This window comes from Xanthomonas sp. AM6 (assembly GCF_025665335.1).
GTDB lineage: Bacteria > Pseudomonadota > Gammaproteobacteria > Xanthomonadales > Xanthomonadaceae > Xanthomonas_A.
In genome coordinates this window covers 811342-827036 of sequence record NZ_CP106869.1, presented here as the reverse complement: position 1 = coordinate 827036, position 15695 = coordinate 811342, and the positions used below count along the sequence as shown (strand labels likewise).

Here is a 15695-nt window from a genome sequence, read left to right as displayed (position 1 = left end):
ATGAATCGGCTGTGCCGGGTGCGGCTGGCGGCGTCAATCGCGCGGCGGCTCCGGGCGCAGCCACAGCCACAGCGCCACGCAGCTCATGCAGCCGATCGCCAGCGCCTGCACCCACGGCTTGTGCACGAACAGCAGCAGCACCAGCGCGCACGCCGCCATGGTCAGCGTCGCCATCCACTTGCCGCGGCGGCTGACCGCGCCGTGCGTCTCCCAGTCGCGGATGCTGGGGCCGAAGCGCGGATCCTCCAGCAGCCGCCGGCGCAGCCGCTCGGAGCCGCGCGAAGCGGCGTAGGCCGAGATCAGCACGAACACCGTGGTCGGCAACCCCGGCACGAAGATGCCGACGATGCCCGTCGCCAGGCTGACATAGGCCAGCAGCCACCATGCCCAGCGGAAACGGGAAGGGGGTTCCATCGGCGCATGATAAAGCCGCGGCCGGATGCCGATGCGGCCCCTGTGCCGCTGGGCGCCTTCGCTCCCGTGGAGGCGCCCGCACGGCCCCGGGCCATCGGTCGCGACGCGCGACACGGCGCGGCTGCCGCACCGTCCTGCAGTCGGGACTGAAGTCCCTCCCACAGTGCACCCAGCCAGCCGAGCGCATGCGACTGTAGGAGCGGCTTCAGCCGCGACGAGCGAAGCCGGAAACCTGGCAGGCTCCGGAACCGGTCGGTCGCGGCTGAAGCCGCTCCTACAGTGCGACCGGCCGGCGCGCCGCCGGGTTCTGCAGCAGCGGCTTCAGCCGCGACAGGATGCCGGGCAGCCCGCGCTACTTCGCCGCGTGCGCCACGCCCAGCTGGTCCAGCATGAACGCGTACGATTCGGCCTGCTCGCGGTAGCGGCGGAACCGCCCGGACTTGCCGCCGTGGCCGGCTTCCATGTTGACCCGGAACACGATCGGCGCGGTGCCGGTGTTGGCTTCGCGCAGCTTGGCCACCCACTTCGCCGGCTCCCAGTACTGCACCTGCGAATCCCACAGGCCGGTGCCGACGAACAGCGCCGGGTACGCCTGGCGCGCGACGTTGTCGTACGGCGAATAGGCGAGCATGTAGTCGTAGTACGTCTTCTTCTCCGGGTTGCCCCACTCGTCGTACTCGTTGGTGGTCAGCGGGATGCTCGGGTCGAGCATGGTGGTGACCACGTCGACGAACGGCACCTGCGCCACCAGCACCCGGTAATCCTGCGGCGCCATGTTCGCGATCGCGCCCATCAGCAGGCCGCCGGCGCTGCCGCCGGCCGCGGCGACGCGGTCCGGCGCCGCATAGCCCAGCTTGACCAGGCCGCGGGTCACGTCGATGAAGTCGGTGAAGGTGTTCTTCTTGTTGAGCAGCTTGCCCTGGTCGTACCAGTCGCGGCCCATCTCCTGGCCGCCGCGGATGTGCGCGATGGCGTAGACCACGCCGCGGTCGAGCAGGCTGACCACCGGCAGGTTGAAGTTGGGATCGGTGGACATGCCGTAGCTGCCGTAGGCGTACTGGTACAGCGCCGCGCTGCCGTCCTTCTTGAAGCCCTTCCTGTACACCAGCGACACCGGCACCTTGACCCCGTCGCGCGCGGTCACCCACACGCGCTCGGTCTGGTACTTGCTCGCGTCGTAGCCGATCACCGGCTGCTGCTTGAGCAGCCTGCGCTCGCCGGTGCGGGTGTTGAGTTCGTAGGTGGTGGCCGGGGTGGTCAGCGAGGTGTAGCCGTAGCGCAGCCACGGCGTGTCCGGTTCGGGATTGACCGACAGCCCCATCGAGTACGCCGGCTCGTCGGCCTGGACGTAGTCTTCCTTGCCGTCGGCGAAGTGCAGGCGGATCCGCTCCAGGCCGTTGGAGCGCTCGGCGATCGCGGTGAAGCCGTCGAACAGCTCGAAACTGTCGATGAACACCTTCTCGTCGTAGGGCAGCCAGGCCTGCCATTGCGCGCGCTTGGTGGCGCCGTCGGGCGCGGTCATCAGCGCGTAGTTCTTGGCCTTCCAGTTGGTGCGGATCACCCAGCGCCCGTCGAAATGGTCGGCGCTGTATTCGACGTCGCGCTCGCGCGGCGCCAGCACGGTGAAATGCTGCGGGTCGGCGGCCGGCGCGTAGCGCTGCTCGGAGGACACGGTGCTCTCCACGCCGATGAGGATGTACTTGTCGTCGCGGGTGCGGCCCAGGCCCATGTAGAAGCTGTCGTCCTTCTCCTCGTAGACCAGCGCGTCCTGCGCGGCCGGCGTGCCCAGCACGTGCTTCCTGACGCGCACGGTGAGCAGCGTTTCCGGGTCGTTCTCGACGTAGAACAGGGTCTTGTTGTCGTCGGCCCAGACCAGGTCCGGCGACACCCCGGGCACGCGGTCGGCGTAGACCTCGCCGGTGTCCAGGTTCTTGAAGCGCACCACGTACTGGCGGCGGCCGACGTCGTCCTCGGTCCAGGCCAGGAGGCGGTTGTCCTGGCTGACCACCGCGTCGCCGACGCTGAAATAGCCCTTGCCCGCGGCCATCGCGTTGACGTCGAGCAGGATTTCCTCCGGCGCCTCCATGCTGCCCTTGCGCCGCGCATGCACCGGGTAGTCCTTGCCGCTCTCGTAGCGCGTGTAGTACCAGTAGCCGCGCTCGCGGTATGGCACGCTGCTGTCGTCCTGCTTGATGCGGCCGACGATCTCCTTGTACAGCGTGTCCTCCAGCGGCTTGAGCGGCTTCAGCAACTGGTCGGCGTAGGCGTTCTCGGCGTTGAGATAGGCCAGCATCTGCGGGTTTTCGCGCTTGTCGTCGCGCAGCCAGTAGTAGTCGTCCTGGCGGGTGGCGCCGAACGGCGCCTTGACCGTATGCGGCTGCTTGGCCGGGTGCGGCGGCGTGGCATCGGTGGCGAGGGCGGAAGCGAAGGGCGCGGTCATGAGCAGGAAGAAGCTCGCTAGCAAGGGACGGGGATGCATCTAATGGGGCTCCGGCGGCGGCAACGCAACTGGGGACGCGCCGCCCGGGCCGGGAGGCGGCAGTGCGGCGGCGCCGCACGGTGCCGGCCGAGTCTCCGCGCAACGCCGCATCCTGGCAAGCGCGCGCAACGACTTTGTGCGCCGCGCTCCTCTATCATCGGGCCATGGCTTCCTCCCCGACCGACACCCCGACCGCGGCGCGCGCGGCGCCCGCCTACAGCCAACGCAGCCGCGACATCGAACCGTTCCACGTGATGGCGCTGCTGGCCCGCGCCAACGAACTGGAACACGCCGGCCACGACGTGATCCACCTGGAGATCGGCGAACCGGACTTCGGCACCGCCGCGCCGATCGTCGCCGCGGGCCAGGCCGCGTTGGCCGCCGGGCATACCCGCTACACCGCCGCGCGCGGGCTGCCGGCGCTGCGCGAGGCGCTGGCGGCGTTCTACCGGCAACGCCACGGCGTGGACCTGGATCCGGCGCGGATCCTGATCACCCCCGGCGGGTCCGGTGCGCTGCTGCTGGCCAGCGCGCTGCTGGTCGATCCGGGCAAGCGCTGGCTGATGGCCGACCCCGGCTATCCGTGCAACCGGCATTTCCTGCGCCTGGTCGAAGGCGCCGCGCAGCTGGTGCCGGTCGGCCCGGACAGCCGCTACCAGCTGACCCCGGCGCTGCTGGACGCGCACTGGAACGCCGACAGCGTCGGCGCGCTGGTCGCCTCGCCGGCCAACCCGACCGGCACCCTGCTGGACCGCGCCGAACTGGCCGCGCTGGCGCAGGCGCTGCGCGCGCGCGGCGGCCACCTGGTGGTCGACGAGATCTACCACGGCCTGAGCTACGGCATCGACGCGCCCAGCGTGCTCGAGGTCGACGACGAGGCCTACGTGCTCAACAGCTTCTCCAAGTACTTCGGCATGACCGGCTGGCGCCTGGGCTGGCTGGTGGCGCCGCGCGCGGCCGTGCCGTCGCTGGAGAAGCTGGCGCAGAACCTGTACATCAGCGCCTCGAGCATCGCCCAGCATGCGGCGCTGGCCTGCTTCCGGCCGGACACCCTGCAGATCCTGGAAGCGCGGCGCGCCGAGTTCGCGCAACGCCGCGACTACCTGCTGCCGGCGCTGCGCGCGCTCGGCCTGCGCATCGAAGTCGAGCCGCAGGGCGCGTTCTACCTGTACGCCGACGTCAGCGCGTTCACCGACGACGCGCAGGCGTTCTGCGCGCATTTCCTGGAGACCGAGCACGTGGCGTTCACCCCGGGCGTGGACTTCGGCCAGCACCGCGCGCGCCAGCACGTGCGCATCGCCTACACGCAGAGCCTGCCGCGGCTGCAGGAAGCGGTGGCGCGCATTGCCCGTGGGCTGGAGCGCTGGTCGCTCTGAGGCCAGCCGCTCGGTCGCCGCATCCCACCTGGTCGAGGAACTGCCGCGCGCTGGCCTCGCGCCGATGCGGCGGGGTACAGTACCAGAGCAGTTCGCGCAGCTCCGGCAGCGGAAAGTGCGCGGGAGCATCGCCGCCGCGCCGCGGCCCTCGCGCCAGCAAGGTGTAGTCGGCATCGGTGCCGATGTACCGGCATCGCCGAGCGAACGCGCGCCACCGTTAGGATCCGGCGCCGGCCAACCCGACGCGGTCGGGTCAGTGCTCGAGGCCAGCCTCTGGCGTCCGCCGCTGCCGCCATCGGCCGGCAGGAACCAGGATGCGCGACCGCTGCGCGCCGACGGCAGGCGCGATGCCAGTTGCGCCGGCCACGCCGGGGCGGGCTTTACCGCGGCGAAACGCGCGCTGAGCGCCGGACCGTCGCAACGCATAGCGCGCACGTTCCACCGTGCGGTGGCTGGCCGCCAGCGCCAGGCGCAGCAGCATCGTTTTCTCTTCGTAGCGACGAACGGGCGAAGGTCCGCTTCCGTGCCCGGAAGCGGACCGCAGCGGTCACTTGGCCAGCCGCTCCCACAGGAACCCGTACGCCAGCGCCTGCATGTGCGCGGCCTGCGCATTGTTGGCCGCGCCGCCGTGGCCGCCTTCGATGTTCTCGTAGTAGGTCACGTCCTTGCCGGCCTCGATCATCTTCGCCGCCATCTTGCGCGCATGGCCCGGGTGCACCCGGTCGTCGCGGGTGGAGGTCAGGAAGATCACCGGCGGGTAGGTCTTCTTCGGGTCGAACAGGTGGTACGGGGAGAAGGTCTGGATGTAGGTCCAGTCGTCGGTGTCCGGATTGCCGTACTCGGCCATCCACGACGCGCCGGCCAGCAGGTGGCTGTAGCGCTTCATGTCCAGCAGCGGCACCTGCACCACCACCGCGCCGAACAGCTGCGGGTACTGCACCAGCATGTTGCCGGCCATCAGCCCGCCGTTGCTGCCGCCCTGCACGCCCAGGTGCTTGGCCGAGGTGATCTTGCGCGCGGCCAGGTCCTGCGCCACCGCCGCCATGTCCTCGTAGGCCTTGTGCCGGTTCTGCTTCAGCGCCGCCTGGTGCCAGCGCGGGCCGTACTCGCCGCCGCCGCGGATGTTGGCCAGCGCGTACACGCCACCCTGGTCGAGCCAGGCGCGGCCCAGGCCGCCGGAGTAGAACGGCGTCATCGAGATCTCGAAGCCGCCGTAGGCGTACAGCAGGGTCGGATTGCTGCCGTCCAGCTTGAGCTGCTTGGGCCGGACCAGGAAGTACGGCACCTTGGTGCCGTCCTTGGACACGGCGAAGTGCTGCTCGATCTCATCCTTGGACGCATCGAAGAAGCTCGGCATCGCCTTCAGCGTCTCGATGCTCTGCGGGCCGCGCTGCACGTCGGCCAGCATCAGCGTGGTCGGGGTCAGGAAATCGGTGGAGGTCAGCCACACCTGGTCGTTCTCGTCGGCGTCGACCGCCTCCACGCTGGTGCTGCCGAAGGCCAGGTCGCCGACCGGGAACGGCGCGCGCGCCCACTCGCCTTCGCCCGGGGTCAGCACCCACAGCCGGCTCTTGACGTTGTCGAGCACGTTCAGCACCAGGTGCGACTTGGTCCACGCGAACGAGGCCAGCGACGTCGTCTCGGTCGGGGCGAACACCACCCGGAACGCGCGCTTGCCGGCCATGAAGTCGTCGAACTTGGCCACCAGCAAGGCGCCGGCCGGATAGGTGGTGCCGCCCACGGTCCACGCCTCGCGCAGTTCCAGGGTCAGCCACTGCCGGTGCACGCGCTTGTTGGCCGAGTTGGGCACGTCGATCTTGGCCAGGCGGCCGTCGGCGCCCCGCAGGTACAGCTCGTCGTTGTAGAAGGCCAGCGTGCGGCTGACGAAATCGCGCTCGTAGCCGGGCGTGTCGTCGTGCATCGCGGCGATGTACATGTCCTCCGGCTTGCCCTCGTAGACCAGCGTCGCGCTCTGCAGCGGGGTGCCGCGCTTCCACTGCTTGACCACCCGCGGATAGCCGGAGCTGGTCAGCGAGCCGGCGCCGAAATCGGTGTAGAGGTACACGGTATCGGCATCGATCCAGCCCAGCCCGCCCTTGGCCTCGGGGCGGAAGAAGCCGTCCTTGACCCACTGCTTGCTGCCCAGGTCGAACTCGCGGGTGACGTCGGCGTCGGCGCCGCCGCGCGACAGCGCGATCAGGCAGCGGCGGTAGTCCGGGCGCAGGCAGTCGGCGCCGTGCCACACCCAGTTCTCGCCCTCGGCCTTGTTCAGCGCGTCCAGGTCCAGCACCGTTTCCCACTTCGGCTCGGGCTTGCGGTATTCCTCCAGGGTGGTGCGCCGCCACAGGCCGCGCTCGTGCTCGCGGTCCTTCCACAGGTTGTAGTAGTACGGGCCGATCTTCTGCACCGCCGGGATCTTCGCGTCCGAATCCAGCACTTCGCGGATGCCGGCCTCGCGCGCCTGGAAGCCCGGCTGCGCGGTCAGCCGCGCCTCGGTCTTGGCGTTCTGCGCCTTGACCCAGTCCAGCGGCTTGGCGCCGGTGACGTCTTCCAGCCAGGCATGGGGATCTTGGGGCATCGCGGTTTCCTTCGCTGCGGCGGTACCGGAGGCGATCAGTCCGGCGAGCAGGCAGGCATGGGCAAGAGAGGGCATGGGCAGGTCCAGGAGAACAGTCCCGAACCGTAGCATGCAGGGTCGCGGCCCTCCCCTGCCGAAGGTCAGGCCGCGCGGCTGACCCGCCATGCCGGCGCGCGCCGGCGCGCCTGGACCCGCGGCCGCAGCCGCGCCAGAACCCGGCGCAGCGGCCGCAGCGGCAGCGGGAAGCGGTGCAGCGCCCACCACGCGCTCAGCGGCATGCCCAGCAGCCACAGCGGCCGCCAGCCTAGCCATTCGCCGGAGCCGCGCGCGGCCGGCCACACCAGGACCAGGGCCAGCCCGGCGAGCAGCGCCTGCAGCACCAGGCGGCGCAGGCCGGGATGCGGCACGTGGGCGGGACGGGACGAAGGGGCGATCGGCATGGCGGCGACTCCGGACGGTGATGAGGCGCGCAGCGTGCCGCGGGCCCATCTCAACGGCTGCGACCCACTATTGACATCGCTTTCGCCCGATACTCACTAGCGTGTCCCTTCAAGTCTCCGGATTCCCGTCTTATGCGCCTGCTCTCCCTGTTCGCCTCCGTGCTGCTGCTCGGCATGGCCGTCCCCCTGCCGGCGGCGCGGGCGAAATCCCCGGAGCGCGAAGCCGCGCAGCCGCCGATCGACCTGCAGCGCTTCATGGGCCGCTGGTACGTGATCGCGCACGTGCCCTACTTCGCCGAACGCGGCCACGTCGCCAGCAGCGACGAGTACACGCTCAAGGAAGACGGCAAGATCGGCGTGCGCCACCGCTACCGCGAGGGCTTCGACGCGCCGGTCAAGGAGGTCACCTCGCGCGCCTCGGTCAAGGAGGACAGCGGCAACCGCCGCTGGACCACCTGGCTGTTCGCCGTGGTGCCGACCAAGTACCGCATCCTCGAGGTGGCGCCGGACTATTCCTGGGCGCTGATCGACTATCCCGGCCGCGACCTGGCCTGGGTGTTCGCGCGCCAGCCGGACATGGACCACAAGCAGTACCGTGAACTGATCGGCAAGCTGGACCGCGACTACGGGATCAACGTCGACAAGCTCAAGCGCGTGCCGCAGCGCCGCGACCAGGTCGGCAAGCTCGGCTTCGAAGTGCCCAGCGAGCCCTGAGCCCATCCTCGGCGCGGCGCCGATCACCTGCCGCTCAGCGAAGCGCCGGCCGGCCCACGTATGATCGGGCCGTCTCTCCCCCAGACAGGTGCAGCGCTTGGCCAGCGTTCTTTCCGACATTCCTTGCGACGCCGCGCGCGCCGCGCCCGCGGACGCCACGCGCGGCCAGGTGTTCGCGCAGCATTGCCCCTCGCGCGCCGTGCTCAGCCATGTGACCAGCCGCTGGGGCGTGCTGGTGCTGGTGGCGCTGCGCAAGGGCACGCATCGCTTCGGCGACCTGCGCCGCAGCCTGGAGGGGGTCAGCGAGAAGATGCTGGCGCAGACCCTGCAGGCGCTGGAAGCGGACGGATTCGTGCAACGCACCGCCTACCCGGTGGTGCCGCCGCGCGTGGAATACGCGCTGACCCCGCTGGGCGCGGAGGCGGCGGCGCACGTGCACGCGCTGGTGGACTGGATCGAGACCAACATCGGCACCATCCTGAGTCGCGGCGGCGGCGCGCCGCTGGATGCGCTGTAGGAGCGGCTTTCAGCCGCGACAGGCGCCATCGGCGCGCCTGCCTCCGCTGATCCCCGGAAAGGGCAGCGCCGCCCCTGCACGCGACAGACGACGCACGGAAGTGGGGGAGACCGCGCAGCGCCAACACCGGCGCACTCGCCTTGCGCGCAGCGAACGCGTCAGTCGTCGCTGTAGTTGCTCAGCGCCAGCGACAGCAGCGCCTTGGCCTGCTCGCGCAGCGAGCGCGGCTCGACGATTTCCGCATCCGAGCCGTAGTGCAGCACGTCCATCAGCAACTCGCGCGAGACGCTGTACGGCACCTTCAGTTCGTAGCGGCCGTCGGCCAGGAAGCGCCCCTGCTGCTTGGAATGCCAGTGCTCGTCGGCGACCCAGCGCGCGGCCTTGGGGCTGAATACGATCGTCGCCCAGCCCTTGGGCGCGCCGGAGAAGATCCCGTAGCTGGCCGCCAGCTGCGAATCCAGTTCCTCGTCGGCCACGTCCTGCGCCGGCTGGTCGAGCAGCCGCGCGTGGTTGATGCGGTCCACCGCGAAGCTGCGCACCGCGTCGCGGCCGTGGTCCCAGGCGTCCAGGTACCAGTTGTCGCGGTAGTGGGTGATGCGCTGCGGCGACACCGTGCGCTTGGTCGATTCGTCGGTGGAGCGGGCGCGGTAGTCGAACGACAGCCGCTTGCGCTCCAGCACCGCCGAGGCCACGGTGCGGAAGCTGGCCTCGTCGAGCTTGCGGCCGCGGTGCGGGATCACCCGCACCCGCTCCACCGGCCAGTGGGTGGCCCCGGCCTGCGCCGCCAGCAGGCTCTCGATGCGCTGCTGCAGCGGCGCCAGCACCGAGGACAGCACCCCGCCGCCGGTGCGCGCCAGCAGCTGCTGCGAGGCCAGCAGCGCGTGCAGCTCCTCGGAGCTGAGCCACAGCCCCGGCAGTTCGAAGCGGTCGCTCTCCCCGGACTCGTAGCGGAACCCGGCCTCGCCGTCGCCCTCGACCGGGGCCATCAGCGCATCGCGCAGGAAGGCCAGGTCGCGGTACACGGTGGCGCGGGAGCAGCCCAGTTCGTCCTGCAGCCGCGCCACCGTCACCGGGTAGCGGGCGGACTTGAGCAGCCGGTGCAGTGCGTTGATGCGTTCGTAGCGGTCCATGGCGCCGATTATGTCTGAGTCCGTGGCGGAAAAACGCGACACGGCCGGGCGCGCCCCGCGGACCGTGGCGGCCCGCCCGAACCGACGATGAAGCACGGGACGCGCTGCGGCCGGAGCGTCATGTGGATCCGGTATGATGAAATCGTTTCCATTTCGTTAGCCGAAGGCTGCGTCCCCACACCTGGAGAAAGAAGCCATGCCCCGCCGCGCCACCCTCGTCACCGCCCTCGCCTCGCTGCTGCTGTGCACCGCCTCGGCCTGGGCCGCCGATGCGTCCTCCCCGCCGGCACCCGGCAGCTCACCGTGGAGCGGCTCCGGCGAACTGGGCTTCGCGTCCTCGCGCGGCAACAGTTCCAACGAGAGCTTCAACGGCCGGCTCAAGGGCCAGTACCTGGACGGCGACTGGATCCACAGCATCGACCTGTTCGCGCTGCGCGCCAGCGCCGAGTACACCAACACCAACGACGACGGCAGCACCGAGCGCGTGCGCCAGACCACCTCCAACCGCTACACCGGCAGCGCCGGCAGCGCGCTGCAGCTGGGCGAACACCGCCAGCTGACCGCCTCGCTGCGCTACGAGCGCGACGATTTCGCCACCTACGACCGCCTGGCCACGATCGGCATCGGCTACGGCACGCGGATCATGGACGGCGAGCGCAAGAGCCTGGACGTGCAGATCGGCCCCGGCGTGCGCCGCGCCCACGACGTGGAAGAGGACCGCACCGAGACCGGGCTGATCGGCCGCGGCCTGCTCGACTTCAAGTACGGCCTGACCGCCAACACCGAGCTGGCCAATACCCTGCTGGTCGAATCGGGCTCGTACAACACCTTCGCGCAGAACGACCTGGGCATCTCGGTCAGCATGAACTCGCGGCTGGCGCTGAAGGCCGGCTGGCAGGCGCGCCACAACAGCGACGTCAGCGACGACAAGAAGAAGACCGATACGCTGACGACGATGAACGTGGTCTACAAGTTCCTGTGACGCCGGGATTGGGGATTGGGGAGTCGGGATTGGCAGCGGCGTGCGCTGGGGCGCAGTCGTTTGGCTGATGCGTTCGCGGCAGTGTGGGAGCGACTTCAGTCGCGACGGGCTTTACCGGTAGAGCCCTGTCGCGACTGAAGTCGCTCCTACAGGTTTGCTGAAGCGGGTGCCGTCGGATGCGGCCACGGCCTTCTTCCGATTCGGCGCGTGCATGAGTCGAGGGACCCTCAGGCCGGGGCGGCGGCGTCCAGCAATTCGCGGGCGCCGGCGCCGAGCAGGGCTTCGGCGACGGCCTGGCCGAGCGCTTCCGGATCGCGTGCCGGGCGTTGCGCGTCGGCGCGCACCAGGCGCCCGTCGTCGGCCCCGCCGACCAGGCCTTGCAGCAGCAGGTCCTCGCCGCGCCATTGCGCGAACGCGGCCACCGGCACATGGCAGCTGCCATGCAGCGCGCGGTTCATCGCCCGCTCGGCTTCCACGCAGGTCCGGGTGGGCGCATCGTCGAGCGCGGCGAACAGGTCCAGCGCGGCCGCGGCGTCGCCGCGGCATTCCACCGCGATGGCGCCCTGCGCCGGCGCCGGCAGCCAGTCCGGCGGCTGCAGGCGCTGGGTGATGCGCGCCTCCAGGCCCAGCCGCTGCAGGCCGGCGCAGGCCAGCACGATCGCGTCGTAGCCGCCGTTGTCGAGCTTGGCCAGGCGCGTGTTGATGTTGCCGCGCAGGTCCTGCAACTGCAGGTCCGGGCGCCGCGCGCGCAGCTGCGCCTGCCGGCGCAGCGACGAGGTGCCCACGCGCGCGCCCAGCGGCAATGCGTCCAGCGACGCGTACAGGTTGGAGACCAGCGCATCGGCCGGGTCGGCACGCGCCAGGATCGCCGGCAGCACGAACGGCGGATCCAGTTCCATCGGCACGTCCTTGAGCGAATGCACCGCGCAATCGGCCTCGCCGCGCAGCATCGCCAGCTCCAGCTCCTTCAGGAACAGGCCCTTGCCGCCGATCGCCGCCAGCGAGCGGTCCAGCACCTCGTCGCCGCGGGTGCTCATCGGCACCAGCACCACCTCCAGCTGCGGATGCGCCTGGCGCAGGCACGCGGCGACGTGTTCGCTCTGCCACAGGGCGAGCGGGCTCTTGCGGGTAGCGATGCGCAGGATCTTCATCGGCCCATTATCGCGGAAACCGCCGCCGCCCATCCCGGCTTTCGGCCGAACGGCCTGCTCTTTCGACTCCCCAATCCCCACTCCCGGCTCCTCAAAGATGCCGGATCCCCTGCCGCAACTGCGCCACGCAACGCCGGCTCACCTCCAGCGGCTGCTTGCCATGGCGCAGCACCGCGTGCACCTGGCCCTCGCCCAGGCGCCGCAGCTCGACCAGCTCGTGGCGCGCGACCAGGCAATTGCGGTGGATGCGCACGAAGCGCTCGGCGAATTCCTCTTCCAGCGACTTCAGCGATTCCTCGATCAGGTCCTCGCCGCGCGCGTGGTGCACCACCACGTACTTTTCCTCGGCCTGCAGGTAGTGGATGTCGTCGACCGGGATCAGCCGCAGGCTGCCGCGCAGGCGCGCGCACAGGTGGGTGCGGCGCCGTTCCGACGGCGCGGCGCCGACGCTGCCGCGGCGCCCGGCCATGAAGGTGCTGGCGCGCTCCAGCGCCGCCGCCAGCCGTTCGGCGCGCACCGGCTTCATCAGGTAGTCGATCGCCGCGGCCTCGAACGCGGACAGCGCGTGCGCGTCGTAGGCGGTGCAGAACACCACCGCCGGGCGCGGCTCGAAGCTGGCCAGGTGGCGCGCGGTCTCCAGCCCGTCGACGCCGGGCATGGCGATGTCCAGCAGCACCAGGTCCGGATGCAGTTCGGCGCAGGCGTGCAGCGCTTCCAGGCCGTTGCCGGCCTCGGCCACCACCTCGATGCCGGCGTGCTCGGCCAGCAGCGCGCGCAGGCGCTCGCGCGCCAAGGGTTCGTCGTCGGCGATCACCACCTTCACGTACGTCACCTCAGTGGGCTGGAGCGCGGTCTCGCCGCATAGTAGCCCCGCTGCCGGCGGGCCGTCATCCGCGCCGCGGCGGCGGCGCCTCGACCCCGGCCCGCGCGCCCGGCGCCATGGCCGCGCCTCAGCCGGCGGCGAAGCGCGCGCTCATCCAGTCGCGCAGATCGTCGATCTCCTCGGCGCAGACCTGGTGCGCCATCGGATAGCGGCGCCACTGCACCGGCATGCCCAGCGCCTGCAGCGCCTGCGCGGTCTGCTCGGCGTAGGGCTGCGGGATCACCGGGTCGCCCTGGCCGTGGGCCATGAACAGCGGCTGCGACAGCGCCGCCGGCGCATGCCAGCGGGCCACGTCGGCCACGTCCGGCAGGTAGGTGGACAGGCCGATCAGGCCGGCCAGCGGCCGTTCGCGGCGCAGGCCGGTGGCCAGGGTGATGGCGCCGCCCTGCGAGAAGCCGGCCAGCAGCAGGCGCTCGGCGGGCACGCCGCGTTCGTGCTCGCGCGCGATCAGTTCCTCGACCTGGGCCACCGAGGCGGCGACACCGGCGCTGTCGGCGCGGTTGGAGAAATCGGCGCTGACGATGTCGTACCAGGCACGCATGCGCACGCCGTTGTTGATCGTCACCGCGCGTACCGGCGCGTGCGGGAACACGAAGCGCAGCGCCGGCCAGCCCGGCCGCAGCAGTTCCGGCACCAACGGCGCGAAGTCGTTGCCGTCGGCGCCGAGCCCGTGCAGCCACAGGACGGTCCAGGCCGGCGAGGCGGCGGTTTCGTGTTCTACGGTGTCCAGCATGCGCGCGTCCCCATCGAGATGCGGCGCATTATGCCTGCCGCACCGGCCGCCCGGTCAGCTGGCGATGCGGCGCGCGGCCGCGGCGCGGCGCAGTTCGCCCGCGCGCAGCAGCACCGCCGGCGGCTGCCGCTCCTCGGGGATGGCCAGGATGCGCAACTGGCGCAGCCACAGGCCGGCCGCGCGCGAGGAACTCACCGCGACCACCGGGATCGCCAGCGCCATGCCGATCACCACCGGCGCCATCCACATCGCCAGCGACGGCGACACCACGTAAGCCATCGCGCCCATCAACAGCCCGAACGCGCTGAGCCCGCCGTAGCTGCGCGCCAGCGCCAGCCACGACAGACGGCCGTCGTCGCGCTGCTGCGCGTCCCAGCCCGAATCCTTGCCGGCCAGCACTTCGGCCACGCCGCGCGACTGCACGTACATCACCACCGGCGCCATCAGCGCCGCCAGCACGGTCTCCAGCAGCATGCTCAGCAACGCGCGCAGCGCGCCGCCGCAGCCGCGCCGCTCCTCCGGCTTGAGCAGCATCGCGAAGTAGCCCAGCACCTTCGGCGCCAGCAGCACGAACATGGTCACCGCGAACACCCAGAACACCCGGGTGGAGTCCTGCTGGTGCCAGTAGCGCGCCGGCGAGAACGGGGACACCACCGAGGCGACCAGGTCGAAGCCATCGCTCTGCAGCGGGATCGCGATGCCGATCAGCATCAGCAAGCCCCACATCGGCGCGGTGAAGTAGTGGCCGATGCCGATCATCATGTGCAGGCGGCTGATCCAGTGCAGGCCGCGCGCGGCGACCACCTTGGAATGCTGCAGGTTGCCCTGGCACCAGCGGCGGTCGCGCACCAGCAGGTCGGTCAGGGTCGGCGGGCCTTCCTCGTAGCTGCCCTGCAGGTACGGCACCATGTGCGTGGCCCAGCCGCCGCGGCGCATCAGCGCGGCCTCGACGAAATCGTGGCTGAGCACGTGCCCGCCGAACGGCTTGCGCCCGGGCAGCGCCGGCAGGCCGGCCTGTTCGGCGAAGGCCTGGGTGCGGATCACCGCGTTGTGGCCCCAGTAATTGCTCTCCGCGCCGTGCCACCAGGCCACGCCGTAGGCGATCACCGGGCCGTAGACGCGGCCGCCGAACTGCTGCATGCGCGCGAACAGGCTGTTGCCGTTGACCACTTCCGGCAGGGTCTGGATCAGGCCGACGTCGGGGTTGTTCTCCATCCCCGCGACCAGGCGCACGATGGTCTCGCCGGTCATCAGGCTGTCGGCGTCCAGGATCAGCATCTGCGGGTAGGCGCCGCCGAAGCGGCGCACCCAGTCGGCGATGTTGCCGGCCTTGCGTTCGGCGTTGTCGGCGCGGCGCCGGTAGTAGATGCGGCCCTGGCCGCCGGTGCGCGCGACCAGGTCGGCGTAGACCTGCTCTTCCTCGGCGCCGACCTGCTCGCGCGTGGTGTCGCTGAGGATGAAGAAATCGAAGTGCTCGATCTGGCCGGTGGCCTCGACCGATTCGTAGATCGCCTGCAGCCCGGCCATCAGCCGGTGCGGATCCTCGTTGTAGGTCGGCATCAGCAAGGCGGTACGGCTGCGCACGTTCGGCAGCGGCGCGTCCGGATCGATGCCGAGCTTGCGCCCGGCGCCGAACACCAGGGTCACGAATCCGGCCAGCGCGCTGACGAACGAGAACGCGATCCACGCGAACAGCGGGATGAACAGCGCCATCAGGCAGGCTTCCAGCACGCTGACGCCGCCGATCAGCAACACCTTGGCGATCAGCACGCTGGCGTAGGCGGTCATCAGCGCAGTGGTGCCGAACACGTACAGCCGCCGCCAGAACATGCCGACCGGCGTGCTGGGCAGGCGCCTGTTGCGCAGCTTGCCCTCGCGCAGGCTCTGCACCGGCATCGGCAAGGGCGCCTCGGGCGGCAGCACCGCGTGGCCGGCATCGAGGGAAACCGCATCGGGCAGGGTCGGTGGGGGAACGACCATGCTCATGCGATCCGCCGGCCTCGTCGGGCAGCGCACTGCCACGGCCCGGACCCTGGCGCCGCGGCCGGCACCCTGTTGTGATTGCCACTGGTCCCCACGTTCTCTCCTGTCGGCGGGCAAAATACGGCCGCCACTGTAAACCTTAAATAGTAAGCTTTCGCGAAGATCGCCGAGCGCGCGACCGCGCCGCGGGCCGCGGTCCGTTCAGCCATTGCGTGGCGCTCACCCGCGTTTCACCGCGCGCGGAGAACATGGAGGCGGTCAGTACACGAGGCAGCGCACATGCGCCAACCGTTCCATCCCGCGATGCCGACCCTC

General features: G+C 70.7%; 14 protein-coding genes. 4 read left to right on the top strand and 10 right to left on the bottom strand.

Annotated features, from left to right (window positions below):
• Positions 1-33 precede the first annotated feature (33 nt).
• Together OCJ37_RS03435 and OCJ37_RS03430 are read right to left on the bottom strand one after the other, a co-directional pair.
• A complete protein-coding gene (locus OCJ37_RS03435; protein WP_263112304.1) occupies positions 34-414 on the bottom strand; it encodes a YbaN family protein in 381 nt (126 codons plus the stop codon).
• Between the two features lie 352 nt (positions 415-766).
• Positions 767-2854, bottom strand: a complete 2088-nt coding sequence (locus tag OCJ37_RS03430) for a S9 family peptidase (protein WP_263113570.1) — start codon at positions 2852-2854, stop codon at positions 767-769.
• A 203-nt stretch (positions 2855-3057) separates the two neighbouring features.
• Between OCJ37_RS03430 and OCJ37_RS03425 the strand changes: the two genes are divergently transcribed.
• Entirely contained in the window at positions 3058-4269 is a 1212-nt protein-coding gene (locus OCJ37_RS03425; RefSeq protein ID WP_263112303.1) for a pyridoxal phosphate-dependent aminotransferase, read from the top strand.
• Positions 4270-4522: 253 nt separating this feature from the next.
• On the opposite strand, the gene OCJ37_RS03420 is transcribed toward OCJ37_RS03425, so the two are convergent.
• From OCJ37_RS03420 to OCJ37_RS03410, 3 genes are all read right to left on the bottom strand, one after another.
• Positions 4523-4750 carry a hypothetical protein gene (locus OCJ37_RS03420; protein ID WP_263112302.1) on the bottom strand — a complete coding sequence of 76 codons (228 nt, stop codon included), beginning with the start codon at positions 4748-4750 and terminating at the stop codon, positions 4523-4525.
• Between the two features lie 66 nt (positions 4751-4816).
• A complete protein-coding gene (locus OCJ37_RS03415) occupies positions 4817-6922 on the bottom strand; it encodes a prolyl oligopeptidase family serine peptidase (protein ID WP_263112301.1) in 2106 nt (701 codons plus the stop codon).
• Positions 6923-6987: 65 nt separating this feature from the next.
• Positions 6988-7287 (bottom strand): hypothetical protein, encoded by a 300-nt coding sequence (locus tag OCJ37_RS03410; protein WP_263112300.1) that lies wholly within the window; start codon positions 7285-7287, stop codon positions 6988-6990.
• 132 nt (positions 7288-7419) lie between these two features.
• On the opposite strand from OCJ37_RS03410, the gene OCJ37_RS03405 reads away from it, so the two are divergent.
• Positions 7420-8001, top strand: coding sequence for a lipocalin family protein (locus OCJ37_RS03405; RefSeq protein ID WP_263112299.1), 582 nt, complete (start codon positions 7420-7422; stop codon positions 7999-8001).
• A gap of 97 nt (positions 8002-8098) precedes the next feature.
• The gene (locus OCJ37_RS03400) at positions 8099-8518 is read left to right on the top strand and encodes a winged helix-turn-helix transcriptional regulator (RefSeq protein ID WP_317633209.1); all 420 of its coding nucleotides are present in this window, start codon (positions 8099-8101) and stop codon (positions 8516-8518) included.
• 158 nt (positions 8519-8676) lie between these two features.
• Here OCJ37_RS03400 and OCJ37_RS03395 read toward each other — a convergent pair whose 3' ends face one another.
• Positions 8677-9648 (bottom strand): helix-turn-helix transcriptional regulator, encoded by a 972-nt coding sequence (locus OCJ37_RS03395; protein ID WP_263112297.1) that lies wholly within the window; start codon positions 9646-9648, stop codon positions 8677-8679.
• 196 nt (positions 9649-9844) lie between these two features.
• Here OCJ37_RS03395 and OCJ37_RS03390 point away from each other — a divergent pair, with 196 nt between their 5' ends.
• The gene (locus tag OCJ37_RS03390) at positions 9845-10630 is read left to right on the top strand and encodes a DUF481 domain-containing protein (RefSeq protein ID WP_263112296.1); all 786 of its coding nucleotides are present in this window, start codon (positions 9845-9847) and stop codon (positions 10628-10630) included.
• A gap of 227 nt (positions 10631-10857) precedes the next feature.
• Here OCJ37_RS03390 and hemC read toward each other — a convergent pair whose 3' ends face one another.
• From hemC to mdoH, 4 genes are all read right to left on the bottom strand, one after another.
• Positions 10858-11781 (bottom strand): hydroxymethylbilane synthase, encoded by a 924-nt coding sequence (gene hemC / locus OCJ37_RS03385; protein WP_263112295.1) that lies wholly within the window; start codon positions 11779-11781, stop codon positions 10858-10860.
• Between the two features lie 91 nt (positions 11782-11872).
• Entirely contained in the window at positions 11873-12604 is a 732-nt protein-coding gene (locus OCJ37_RS03380; RefSeq protein WP_263113569.1) for a LytR/AlgR family response regulator transcription factor, read from the bottom strand.
• A gap of 127 nt (positions 12605-12731) precedes the next feature.
• Positions 12732-13397, bottom strand: a complete 666-nt coding sequence (locus OCJ37_RS03375; protein ID WP_263112294.1) for an alpha/beta hydrolase — start codon at positions 13395-13397, stop codon at positions 12732-12734.
• Between the two features lie 54 nt (positions 13398-13451).
• The gene (gene mdoH, locus OCJ37_RS03370) at positions 13452-15383 is read right to left on the bottom strand and encodes a glucans biosynthesis glucosyltransferase MdoH (protein WP_263112293.1); all 1932 of its coding nucleotides are present in this window, start codon (positions 15381-15383) and stop codon (positions 13452-13454) included.
• Positions 15384-15695 lie beyond the last annotated feature (312 nt).

Bases quoted from the DNA above. Each gene is read 5' to 3' on its own strand.
- OCJ37_RS03415 (WP_263112301.1), bottom strand. From the start codon at position 6,922: ATGCCCTCTCTTGCCCATGCCTGCCTGCTCGCCGGACTGATCGCCTCC.
- OCJ37_RS03425 (WP_263112303.1), top strand. From the start codon at position 3,058: ATGGCTTCCTCCCCGACCGACACCCCGACCGCGGCGCGCGCGGCGCCC.
- OCJ37_RS03430 (WP_263113570.1), bottom strand. From the start codon at position 2,854: ATGACCGCGCCCTTCGCTTCCGCCCTCGCCACCGATGCCACGCCGCCG.
- OCJ37_RS03390 (WP_263112296.1), top strand. From the start codon at position 9,845: ATGCCCCGCCGCGCCACCCTCGTCACCGCCCTCGCCTCGCTGCTGCTG.
- OCJ37_RS03395 (WP_263112297.1), bottom strand. From the start codon at position 9,648: ATGGACCGCTACGAACGCATCAACGCACTGCACCGGCTGCTCAAGTCC.
- OCJ37_RS03375 (WP_263112294.1), bottom strand. From the start codon at position 13,397: ATGCTGGACACCGTAGAACACGAAACCGCCGCCTCGCCGGCCTGGACC.
- OCJ37_RS03410 (WP_263112300.1), bottom strand. From the start codon at position 7,287: ATGCCGATCGCCCCTTCGTCCCGTCCCGCCCACGTGCCGCATCCCGGC.
- OCJ37_RS03420 (WP_263112302.1), bottom strand. From the start codon at position 4,750: ATGCTGCTGCGCCTGGCGCTGGCGGCCAGCCACCGCACGGTGGAACGT.
- OCJ37_RS03435 (WP_263112304.1), bottom strand. From the start codon at position 414: ATGGAACCCCCTTCCCGTTTCCGCTGGGCATGGTGGCTGCTGGCCTAT.
- mdoH (WP_263112293.1), bottom strand. From the start codon at position 15,383: ATGAGCATGGTCGTTCCCCCACCGACCCTGCCCGATGCGGTTTCCCTC.
- OCJ37_RS03405 (WP_263112299.1), top strand. From the start codon at position 7,420: ATGCGCCTGCTCTCCCTGTTCGCCTCCGTGCTGCTGCTCGGCATGGCC.
- hemC (WP_263112295.1), bottom strand. From the start codon at position 11,781: ATGAAGATCCTGCGCATCGCTACCCGCAAGAGCCCGCTCGCCCTGTGG.